The following is an 11,069-nucleotide window of genomic DNA, read 5'->3' on the forward strand; positions in this document are numbered from 1 at the left end:
TGATGATAAGATCCACGAGCTTGCCAAGCGGTGGTAAACCCGCTATGGCATAAAGGGAAAGTCAGCGCATCGGCCCAGAAATCCGCCACCCCGGGGAGAACTATGCCATCAGCCGGGCCTTTCAAGGCAGTCCGGCGGGCGAGTATGCGCGGCCGATCCCGTATGCCCGAGACCGTGAGTGCACTCGAACACTCCGTCCCGGCATTCAGTATCCGGTGCCCCAGTCGCCCGAAGAGAGCCTTATGACGCAATACTTCCAGGATCCAGCGCTTTGGGGTCTGATCGCCGCTGGAACCCCTGTCGCAGCTACCGCGATCATTCGCGGCAGAAAGTCCAACGCGGAACTGAGGAAGGAAAAACAGGAACTCAAGGCACATTACGCCAACCTGGAAGAGCATTACTCCGAGGCCGTCGAAGAGGCCAAGGACCGCGCGGAAGAGGCGACCAAGACCGCCCTGAAGTCCGCGATGCGTACGCTCCAGGGTCTGGCGAGCGAGCAGCAGCTCGCGATCACCAAGCTGCAGGACAAGTACGGAGAACTCCAGATTCTCCAGGACCTCCTCGACATCGACCACATGAATTCGCAGTTCGCCCGGCGTGCGCAGTCCATCGCCGTGCTCTGCGACGGATGGCTGGGCCGTCAGCGCGCCTCTGCGTCGCTCTATGACGTGGTCCGCAGCGCGAAGGGCCGTATCCGCCACTTCACGCGTGTCGAGATCCGGGCCCAGAGCAATTTCGCCATCGTCAGCCGCGCCGTCGAACCGGTCGCGCTCACGCTCGCCGAACTGCTGGACAACGCGACCAGTTACTCGGCGCCCGAGACGATGATCGAAATCAATATCCGGCCGGTGCCCAAGGGCGTCTGCATCATCGTCGACGACGCCGGCGTGGGCATGAACGAAGAAGAGAAGGCCAGGGCCGCCAAACTCCTGTCGAGCGAACGCGCTCCCGGTGTCTCCGGACTGGGCAACCCGCCGCAGTTCGGATTCACGGTGATCGGCGTACTCGCGGCCCGTTACGGCTTCACGGTCTCGGTCGATTCGACGTCTCCGTACGGTGGCGTGCGCGCGGTCGTGCTTCTTCCCGAAGAGCTCCTCACGTCCATGCCCGCGCCCGCGCCCGAGACCGAGGAGAAACCCGCTATGGCCGCGTCCTCCCCGATGCCTCCAGAAGAGACCCCGGCGGCGCCCGCGACCACATTCGGCGGACTTCCGAAGCGCCGTCGCCGCGGCGCGATATCCATCGTTCCGGCTGCCGAGACCGCGGAGGCCCCGGCTCGCTCAAGCGAGCAGGCCGCGTCCGTCATGGCCGCGTTCCAGCGGGGAACGCAGTCGGGCCGCCGTTCCACCAACGCAAGCAGCGAAGGGCCTGAGACTCAGTGAATTACGATCTGTCATGGATGCTTGACAGTGCCCTGGAAGTGCCCGAGGCGCGCCACGCGATCCTTGTCTCCGCGGACGGCCTGCTCATGGCCCGCTCGAACGATGTCGGCAAGGACCACGCCGACACCATCGCCGCCGCGATGAGCGGAATGCAGTCGCTGAGCCGTACGGTCGCCGACTTCTGCGGCAGGCCGCCGGGCGACCGGCCCCAGTGGCGTCAGACGCTGGTGGAGTTCGATCACGGCTTTGTCTTTCTCATCTCCGCCGGCGAAGGTGCCTATCTCGCCGTCTCGGCGTCGCCGGACGTGGACATGGCGGAGATCACCTTCCGGATGATGCAGCTCGTAGGCCAGCTCGGTAAATCCCTGACCAGTCCCCCTCGCGAGATTGCTGATACCAAGGCATGACAACTCCGGATGAGCCCGAGCTGGAACGAGAAGCCGCACCCTTAGTGCGACCGTATGTCATCACCAACGGCCGCAGTCTGGTCGATGACCACGAGTTCTCTCTGATCACGCTGGTCACGGCGGCCGTCGACGGCCCCAGAACGGGACATCTCGATCCTGAGAAGCTCCGTCTTCTGGATCTGTGTGCCGGCGGCTATCTCTCCGTGGCCGAGATAGCCGGGCACACCAATCTGCCCGTGGGTGTCGTCAAAATCCTGCTGTCCGATCTCACGGAGGAGGGGTTCCTTATGACGCGGGCCCCCGTACCTCCCGCGAAGCTTGTCGAGCGGCACATACTCGAGGAGGTGCTGAATGGCCTTCAAGCCCGTTTTGGATAACGACGTCTATCTGCGCAATTCGGTGCAGACAGCGGCGAAGATCCTTGTCGTAGGGCACTTCGCCGTCGGCAAGACAACGTTCATCGGGACGATGTCCGAGATTCCGCCGCTGCGCACCGAAGAGGTCATGACGCAGGCCGGCGAGGGAGTGGACGATCTCCGGGGGACCCCCGGAAAGACCACCACGACCGTGGCCATGGACTTCGGTCGTCTCACCCTCAGCGAGAGACTCGTCCTCTATCTCTTCGGAACACCGGGACAGCAGCGCTTCGTCCAGGTGTGGGAAGACATGTCCCGGGGTGCTCTCGGGGCATTGGTATTGGTGGACCCGCAGCGCCTCGAAGAGTCCTTCGCCGTAATGGACCTGGTCGAGCACTACGGAATCCCGTACGCCATCGCCGTCAACCGCTTCGATGGCACACCGAGCCATACGGACGATGAGATACGAGAGGCGCTCGACCTGCTCCCCGAGACGCCGCTCGTCAATTGTGACGCACGCGACCAGCGTTCGTCAGCGAATTCGCTCATGGTCCTCATCCGTTATCTCCAGTCGCGCCTCAGCTAGGAGTTCGCCATGCAGTCCCACTCGGAAAACCAGGCGCCACCACCGGGCTGCCCTGCACACGGCAGTGGCATGGGAATCCCCCTGTACAACCGGGAATTCGCCCAGAACCCAGGAGCCTATTACGACTACATGAGGCAGCTCGGGCCCGCAGCGCACGTTGAACTGGCGCCTCGCGTGAACGCGCACCTGGTCACGGGCTACGGTTTGGCTCTACATGTGCTGCAGAACCCGGACACCTTCCGCCGCGATTCGCGTCGTTGGACAGACCTCAACGAGGGCCGGATACCACTGGACAGTCCCGTACTGCCTATGATGGTGTACCGGCCGGGCCCGATCTACTCGGACGGGAAGGAGCACCTGAGGCTCCGTCAGGCCATGACGGATTGTCTTATGCGGGTCGACGTCCGCCGGATGAGCCGCCTGGTCGACGGTATTTCCGAGTACTTGATCGATCAGGTCAAGGGAAAAGGCAAGGTCGATCTGGTAAAGGAATACGCGCAGGTACTCCCACTGCTCGTCTACAACGATCTCTTTGGCTGCCCCGCGGAACTGGGCGACAATTTGGTGTTCGGTATCTCCGGAATCTTCGACGGCACCAACGCGGAGAAAGCCAACCAGGTGCTGCAAGAGGCACTCGTCGAGCTGGTCGCGCTGAAGCGCGCCAAGCCTGGTGACGATGTCATCTCCTGGCTGATGCAGCATGAGGCCCGGCTCACTGACGAGGAAATGTACCCGCTCATCATTCAGCTCGTTGCGGGCGGTACGGAGCCTCTGGGTAATCTCATTTCGAGTTCCCTGGCGCTGCTGCTTGATGTGGTCAAGGACGACGAGATGAACTCCGGCGGCATGATGGTTGAGGACGCCATCGATGAGGTCCTGTGGAACGCCGCCCCCATCGCCAACTACGCAACTCACTTTCCCGTGCAGAGCGTCGACCTGGGGGGGATCAGGCTGAACGCTGGAGATCCAGTGGTCATCAGCTTCGCCGCGGCGAACACGGATCCGAGCCTGTCCGGGGCCCGGCAGACACTCAGCAAGCGCGCACATCTGGCCTGGGGGGCCGGCCCGCACGCCTGCCCCGCCAAGGATCCCGCCCTGCTGATTTCCACGCGGGCCATTGAGAATTTGCTCAAGGCGCTACATGACATTGAACTGGCGGTGCCTTCAGACGCCTTGACCTGGCGGCCGGGCCCGTTCCACCGGGCACTCTCTTCCCTGCCTGCCCGGTTCACCCCTGTCAAGACGATACCGAAGGAAGAGCCTGTGCCGACGGCCCGCATTGCCGGGAGCCCCAGGCCCGACAATGCGCCCGTACAGAAGGAGAAGGGGCCGTGGGGTAAGTTCCTGGCCTGGTGGACGGGGTGAAAAGCGCCGGCCCGTTACCGGTCTGTGGAGCCCGGGCCTGAGCTGGGCGGCCACATCGACCAGTTGTCACCCTCGTCACCGATCCGGCTGCCACTGGCGATCGGAATGGTGGCGAGGAACTCGTCAGGAAGATCGAAGGCGTCCGCCAGTGTCTGCATATGAGGTACAAGGCTGGCGATGGTTTCACTGCGCACGTCGGGGAACGCAAGGACATGGTCGGCGGTGAGCCGATTCCGGGCGAGGAGCCGCGCGGTGTGCGGTTTGAGCTGACCGAGCAGGAACAGTAGGCACAGTTTCTCCAGCACCACCCGTGCCTCTGGCTCGGTTGTCCGGGCCGCCGCAGCAATGAAGGCGTCGGCAGCCCGGCGGGGGGCGTGCGCTGAAACTATCTCCAACGCATCAGTGGATGCACCGTTCCAGCGGGCCTGAAAATCGCCTGACGGACCTCCACGCAACGCCTTGCTCGCTCTGTCCTGAGCGTCCGACTCCACCTCGACCAGGAGATCACGCAGAAACCCGAGGTCGGTCAACGACTCATCAGCGAGGGGCACACCAGACTCGCGCCGCGGTTCCCTCTTATGATGGAAGATCATTTCAGAGGCCGCCTTCACCCAGATGACGAGGTTGTCGCCCTCCGCGGTGATGGCGCCTTCTATCCGCGACGGCAGCTCGGATATGCCGTTGACCGGGAAGAGCCCCTGAGCGCCGCACCGCTCCCGTGATTCGATCGCTACCGCGCGGGCCTGCCAGGTGATCCAGCCCTTGGCGATGGCGACCAGGCGCTCGGCCGTTTCCTGGTTCTCCTCTGTGTGTGTGACCCACTCGGAGACCACCTCGCGGTGCAGGAAGGTTGCGGCGTACAGGGTTGCGAGCGCATCCAGCAGGGGGTCGTGATGGCTGCGGTGCGTCACCACTGGAACCCGCTCACCACGGCGCGCACCGCCGATATGCCGGGTGTAGGCATACCGGACGGCGATGGTCAGAGCCGCCCGCGCCATACCGAGGGCGGACCCGCTCATACAGAGTTTCCCACTGGTGACCCGTCCGATGGAGGCCAGGAACCGCTTACGCGCGCTTCCCAGCTTGCTGTCGAAGGTGCCGTCCTGGTTCAAACGGCCGTGCTCTCCTTCGAGCAGAGCCTCACGTGGCAGCCGTACCTGGTCGAACCGGGTGAGACTGTGGTCCGCAGGGGTACCGGTACGATCCGGGAGCAGCCCGACATGAACCCCGGGCAGATGGCCGGCCGCGTCACTCAACGGGGTCAGGAAGAGAAAACACCCCTGGTCTTTGCCGTCGATCAGGAGCCGCGCCGCAACGACAGCCGATTTCGGGCCGCCAGCCGTACTGGTGTTGGGCATGAACTTCTGCGCGTCCTCGTTCGGCGTATGGAGGATGAACCCCCCAGTCTTCCGGTCGAATGTCGCAGTTGTCTCAAGAGCGGGGGCGTCGTTGCCGTGGCCCAGCTCGGTGCAGAGGAACGTTCCTATGCGCCGCAGCTCAGTGAACTCGGAGATGTCACGCTCACCGCCGACGCCGGCGTCTTGCTCGAGCAGACTGCCCAGGAACAGGTTGTAGTGGATGCTCGCGAAAGTTATCAGGCCACAGTCTGCGACTCCGAGCCACTCGTGCAGGGCGGCAAGCCGCCTCGTGTCGAGCACCAGATCCGCAGGGGAGCCAGCCGCGTCATTGACTAACCGCAGGCGGGAGTACGAGAGTTCGACCCGTTCCGCAACGGACAAATCCGGACGGTACCAGAACTCCTCCGTAGACAGGAGTCCCCGCCAGGTCCCGTGAACCTGCTCCCGGTCCTCGCCGTCGAAGAGGGCATGAGTGAGGGCGGTGCGGACTACGGCCTGGTTCGGCGTGTGGTTGTACCAAACAGGAGAGGCTCCACTGGGCAGTTCGGTGCCAAGAAATGTCGGAATGGTCATTGATGACTCCGCGTGAGTGCCTTGCGTCAGCGATCGGGAACCGGAGTAATTGAATACCGGACATCGCATTATCTCCAGCATTCGCAAGGATTTTTTCTGAGCGGAAGATCACAATGAAAGACGCTTGAGGAATTAATTGATCTGCACTATCCTCTGCGCTCCGCGGGTGCATGACACGGGACCAGTATACCGGTCGCACATCGGAGATTAAATGGCCCTGGCGCGGGGAAGGTATGAAAATTTTGGCTGGAAAGTGCCGGGGAAGCCTTCCTGTGAGGTAGCCGTAGCCGAGGCGCTGCCGACGCTCCGCCACAGCCCCCGGGGCGCCGGGTAGCGCCTCCTCCAGCCCGGTGAGCTGCCAGGAAGTGGGACGGGCGGTCGGTTCGGGCCGGGCGGGGAGCGGACAGTGCTTGATCTGTGCTCCTTACGCGAGGGCTGGTGTTGCATGCGCATTTTAATTCTCGAAATGAACCCGCTGTCTTCGCGGGGGAAAGTCGAGTAGTTCGTTCCTGGTATTCCGAAATATCTTCACCAGGGGATTAATGCGGGCGAGCGGAACATGTTTCAGGGAAGCGGCCGGGGATAATGCGGGAATCTCTGATCCTTGCACGCAAGGAGGGCCAGCCCCGCGTACCACGAGGACCGTTTCCGACAAGACGCCACTTCGTCGTCCTGTACGCCGGTTAGCGAACTCGTGCACGGTTGGCGGTGGTGCGCCAAGACCGTGATCGTTGATCACGAGTCTATGGGATGGCAAACCGTGCGCGTGCAGTGATCACCGTAGTGGCCGGATTGCAGGGCTGACGCCGCCGTAACGGAACTCATCGCTGAGAGCGGCCCGTTGCGGTACGAGCGGCACCAAGTGCATGCGGCTCGGTCGAGGAGCAGGGCCCCAGGCACCGGAGCGGGAAACAGGCCCGTCCTCATCGCCCGTCTGCTGGACAGTCCGGAGACGGGAACGCCGTCTCCGGACCGCTTCTGGACGAACTCCTCGCCGTACTCGACAGTGTTCACGACGACCCCGGCATCCGGTTACTGATCCTCTCGGGTGCCGGGGACGACTTCTGTCTGGGCGGTGACCGCGGCGAGTTCCCGTCCCTGCTCGGCGCGCACCCCGGCGGCGCCGGCCTGCACTCCCTCGGCAACAAGGCCCGCCCGAGCTGGGTCTCGGGGTGCCCCCCGCCTGGGGAGGTGTGCTCCCTCGGCTGCTGAACGAGGCGGGGGCCGCGAGGATACGTGAACTGATGCTGACGGCCGAGAACTTCGACGCCGCCAGGGCCGCCGAGCTGTCCATCCTGCACAAGGTCGTCCCGCAGGACGAGCTGGACAGCACCGTCGAGCGGTGGACCAAGCCGCTGCTCCGCAGATCCCCCGCGGCGCTGCGGACGACGAAGGCGATGCTGAACGCGTACGCGGGGGCCAACCGCATCGCCGGCGCCACCTTCTTCGACGCGGAACTGCTAACGTCGGCTGTGGCGGCCGCGGAGGCCGCGCGGCAGCGGTAGCAGAACGGGGGCAGACGGAACTGAGAGGGGACCCTCTGCGGCAATTGGCATTTGCGGCCGGAATATTCAGGGGGACTTTTCAGTCCGGAGTGGTCTCGAAATGCCCTCGCAGGAGTGACTGAATCACCGTCAGATCCCTTGCCTCCAGGGCGTCCAGAAGTGCCGAGTGTTCCGCCGCGTCGGCCATCAGATCGGCGCGGCGCACGGCCGGTGCGGTAACCAGAGGCCATTGGGAACGGCGGAGCAAATCGTCCGCGAACATGACCAGTTGCTCATTGCCGCACGGCGAGAGCAACGCTCGGTGGAATGCGCGGTCGCACTCCGCGTACGCGGCACGGTCCCCGGCCGCGGCGGCCGCCCTGGTCGCCTCCGCCAACGGACGTAGCTCCGTCCAGCGTTCGGCCGGTACGGTACGGGCCAGCCGCAGCATCACGGGTACCTCGATGAGCGCACGCACCTCGGTCAGCTCCACCAGCTCCTGGACGCTGCGCTCGGTGACCCGGAAGCCGCGGTTGGGGACGACCTCGACCGCGCCTTCGAGCGCGAGCTGCTGCATGGCTTCGCGTACGGGGGTGGCGGACACGCCGAAGCGGTCGCCGAGGGCGGGGGCGGAGTAGACCTCGCCGGGCACCAGCTCGCCCCTGACCAGCGCGGACCGCAGGGCCGCGAGGACCTGCCCCCGTACGGAATGCCGCCGCACACCTCGGGCCGGTACCGGGGTCTGAGCCTGGGCTGCTTCACCCGCCGGCGGGCCGCCCTGCCCGGGCACACGCTCGGAGCCCCCGGATCCGGCCGAGCCCTCGGGTCCGGGCGCCGAGCCGGCTTCGGGACCGGTGTCCGGCTCAGTACGGGGCTCCGGTACGGGCCTGGCGCCGCGCGCGGAATCGGGCAGCGAGTCCGGGGCGGCGTCCGGACCCACCGCGGAAGCCGGACCGGCGGCCGGGCCGACGGCCGGGCCGACGGCCGGGCCGACGGCAGAGCCTCGGCCGGTGTCCGGGCCGGACGCGGAGTCGGAGTCGGCGCCCGGGCCCGGCGCCGCTTCGGCGTCCGCAGGCCCCGCGGCCCCCTCGACCCCGGGACCGTACAGGCGCGGCGTCGCCGTTTCGCCCGTACCGCTGCGCCCGTCCACTCGTCCTGCCTCCGCCCGTTCCGGCACCATTCATCCGGTCTGGTGCCGGAGCTATGTGTGCACGATAGGCCGCCCCCGGCGCAGTTCAAACCCGATCACATCGGGTAAGGTAAGGCTTACCTGCAAACGATCCCGATTCGGTGGTCCCCTGCATGACCGTGCCCACTCTGCTGCCTGGCCTTCTCGCCTGCCCCGTGGCGGACGCGTACGCCCGCATGACCGAGGTGTTTCCCTCGCTGAGCATCGACGTGCTCGGCGAAGGCGCCCAGCCCCCGCTCGGCGGCGGCTGGGTGGGCGCGGCCGATCTCGCCGCAGGCGGTGCGGCCCTCGACACCTTCCTGGCCTGGGACGACGCGCAGGTCCTGCGCGACTACGGCAAGCCCGCGCGCCCCGACGTCATCGCGGGCTTCGCCCTGCACCGCTATGCCTGGCCGGCCTGTCTGCTGATCACCGTGCCCTGGTTCCTGCACCGCCGAGTGCCCCGGGTCCCCGTCGGGAACGTCTTCTTCCAGCGCGCCCTCGGCCGGATGAGCGTCCAGATCGACGACTTCGCGTGCCTGCCCGACGACCCCGCCGCGGCGCTGCCCGGCGCCCGGGTCGTACCGGACGAGGAGGCCCTGCGCGCCGAGGTGCGTGCGGCCGCCGCCGAACACCTCGGACCGGTCCTCGACGGCTTCGCCCCCCGGATGCGGCGTGGCAACAGGGCGCTGTGGGGCATGGCGACCGACGAGATCGTCGAGGGCCTCTGGTACGTCGCGCATCTGCTGGGCGAGGAGCGGCGCGCCATGGCCGAGCTGGAACTGCTGCTGCCGGGCACGGCCGGGCCGTACGTCGGTTCCGCCGCCTTCCGTGAACTGACGGGCCCTCAGGGCGAGTTGCTGCCGACCCGCGATCGCGCGAGCTGCTGCCTGTTCTACACACTGCGCCCCGAGGACACCTGTGTGACGTGTCCGCGTACGTGTGATGCCGACCGCGTCCGGAAGTTGAGCGCCGGGGTCTGACCCCGCGTCACCCGAGGAGCCACGCCACCCGCTAGGGTGATATTAATCGAACGTAACCGCCGCCCAGCGTGCGGCAGTTCTGATTGATCACGCCCAACTGTGTGCCCCACCACCTCGTTGGCGTCTTCTTGCTCCAAAACCCCCAGAGCGGCACCGCTCTTCCGCCAATATGGCGCCCGAAAACGCCCTACTGCGATGCAAGGAACACCGCATGCAACTGACCGACATATCGCTGAACTGGCTGCTTCCCGTCGGCGTGCTGATCGTCGGAGTCCTGGTGGCGGTGGCAGTGCTCGCGCGCGGTAAGCGCGCCGGTGACAAGGCCGCGGCCGAGGATTCATGGGAACGCAGTGAAGAACGCCGCAGAAGGAAGGAGACGATCTACGGCGCCGCCTCGTACGCACTTCTCTTCTGCTGTGCGGCCGTTGCCGCCGCCCTCTCGTTCAAAGGCCTGGTCGGCTTCGGCCAGGAAAACCTCAGCCTCAGCGGCGGCTGGGAGTATCTCGTCCCGTTCGGTCTCGACGGTGCGGCGATGTTCTGCTCGGTCCTCGCCGTGCGCGAGGCCAGCCACGGTGACGCGGCCCTCGGTTCGCGTCTGCTGGTGTGGACGTTCGCCGGTGCCGCCGCCTGGTTCAACTGGGTGCACGCGCCCAGGGGCCTCGGCCACGACGGCGCCCCGCACTTCTTCGCCGGCATGTCTCTCTCGGCCGCTGTCCTCTTCGACCGCGCGCTGAAGCAGACCCGCAGGGCGGCGCTGCGCGAGCAGGGGCTGGTCCCCCGCCCGCTGCCGCAGATCCGGATCGTACGGTGGCTCCGCGCGCCCCGCGAGACCTTCGCGGCCTGGTCGTTGATGCTGCTCGAAGGCGTACGGACGCTGGACGAGGCCGTCGACGAGGTACGCGAGGACCGCCGTCAGAAGGAGCAGAACCGGCACCGCAGGCGCGAGCAGCAGAAGCTGGACCGCGCGCAGATCAAGGCGCTGAACCGGCAGCACCGGGCCTGGGGGCGCCGCGGCGGCCGCCAGGTGCCGCTTGCGGTGGGGAGCGGCGGGTCGGGTTCCCCGGCAGCCGTCGAAGCCGCCGCGGAGCCTGCCATAGCAGAGCAGGCGCAGTTGCCACAGCGATCGCGGCTCTCCCTTCAGGCCGTCGGTTCCAAGGGCGGTGAGACCCGTACGGTGGATCTGACCGCCGAGGACGACACCCAGGCCCTGCCACGGCTCGACTCCCTGGAGCGCAAGCTCACGGACCTGGAGCGGCAGTTCGGCTGAGCCGCCCGAGCAGGCACAGCACCCGGACCGGGGGGGGGGGGAAAAAGGAGAACAAGTCGCTGTTGTGTGTTGGTCTGGGAGGGGGGGGGGTTGGGGGAGGGTGGGGCCGGGGTGGAATGGGGTTTGGGAGAGTGTGTGGT

Annotated in this window: 9 protein-coding genes and 1 pseudogene; 8 read left to right on the top strand and 2 right to left on the bottom strand. The window is 66.2% G+C overall.

Annotation, left to right across the window (positions count from 1 at the left end):
- Positions 1-242 precede the first annotated feature (242 nt).
- From ACFU9P_RS19570 to ACFU9P_RS19590, 5 genes are read left to right on the top strand one after another with little or no spacing between them, the layout of a single operon-like run.
- On the top strand, positions 243-1,382 hold the full coding sequence (locus ACFU9P_RS19570) for an ATP-binding protein (RefSeq protein ID WP_376380577.1): 1,140 nt from the start codon (positions 243-245) through the stop codon (positions 1,380-1,382).
- Positions 1,379-1,789 (top strand): roadblock/LC7 domain-containing protein, encoded by a 411-nt coding sequence (locus ACFU9P_RS19575; RefSeq protein ID WP_217306109.1) that lies wholly within the window; start codon positions 1,379-1,381, stop codon positions 1,787-1,789. Before ACFU9P_RS19570 ends, ACFU9P_RS19575 begins: the two co-directional genes overlap by 4 nt.
- Positions 1,786-2,166, top strand: a complete 381-nt coding sequence (locus ACFU9P_RS19580) for a DUF742 domain-containing protein (protein ID WP_376380574.1) — start codon at positions 1,786-1,788, stop codon at positions 2,164-2,166. The genes ACFU9P_RS19575 and ACFU9P_RS19580 overlap by 4 nt, the downstream gene beginning before the upstream one ends.
- On the top strand, positions 2,141-2,731 hold the full coding sequence (locus tag ACFU9P_RS19585) for an ATP/GTP-binding protein (RefSeq protein ID WP_376380571.1): 591 nt from the start codon (positions 2,141-2,143) through the stop codon (positions 2,729-2,731). Before ACFU9P_RS19580 ends, ACFU9P_RS19585 begins: the two co-directional genes overlap by 26 nt.
- 9 nt (positions 2,732-2,740) lie before the next feature.
- Complete coding sequence (locus ACFU9P_RS19590) at positions 2,741-4,096, top strand: cytochrome P450 (RefSeq protein ID WP_384082355.1); 1,356 nt, start codon at positions 2,741-2,743, stop codon at positions 4,094-4,096.
- Positions 4,097-4,110: 14 nt separating this feature from the next.
- Here the strand turns inward: ACFU9P_RS19590 and ACFU9P_RS19595 are convergent, their stop codons facing one another.
- Positions 4,111-6,027 (bottom strand): acyl-CoA dehydrogenase, encoded by a 1,917-nt coding sequence (locus ACFU9P_RS19595; protein ID WP_384082358.1) that lies wholly within the window; start codon positions 6,025-6,027, stop codon positions 4,111-4,113.
- 925 nt (positions 6,028-6,952) lie between these two features.
- Here ACFU9P_RS19595 and ACFU9P_RS19600 point away from each other — a divergent pair.
- A pseudogene (locus tag ACFU9P_RS19600) lies at positions 6,953-7,532 on the top strand (enoyl-CoA hydratase/isomerase family protein).
- 79 nt (positions 7,533-7,611) lie between these two features.
- On the opposite strand, the gene ACFU9P_RS19605 reads toward ACFU9P_RS19600, so the two are convergent.
- Positions 7,612-8,451, bottom strand: a complete 840-nt coding sequence (locus ACFU9P_RS19605; RefSeq protein WP_384082700.1) for a GntR family transcriptional regulator — start codon at positions 8,449-8,451, stop codon at positions 7,612-7,614.
- 362 nt (positions 8,452-8,813) lie between these two features.
- On the opposite strand from ACFU9P_RS19605, the gene ACFU9P_RS19610 reads away from it, so the two are divergent.
- Together ACFU9P_RS19610 and ACFU9P_RS19615 are read left to right on the top strand one after the other, a co-directional pair.
- Positions 8,814-9,662 (top strand): (2Fe-2S)-binding protein, encoded by an 849-nt coding sequence (locus ACFU9P_RS19610; protein ID WP_384082361.1) that lies wholly within the window; start codon positions 8,814-8,816, stop codon positions 9,660-9,662.
- 211 nt (positions 9,663-9,873) lie between these two features.
- Positions 9,874-10,929, top strand: coding sequence for a DUF2637 domain-containing protein (locus tag ACFU9P_RS19615; RefSeq protein WP_376380559.1), 1,056 nt, complete (start codon positions 9,874-9,876; stop codon positions 10,927-10,929).
- Positions 10,930-11,069: the final 140 nt, after the last annotated feature.

It is taken from the genome of Streptomyces sp. NPDC057617, assembly GCF_042800555.1.
In the GTDB taxonomy this organism is placed as follows: Bacteria; Actinomycetota; Actinomycetes; order Streptomycetales; family Streptomycetaceae; genus Streptomyces.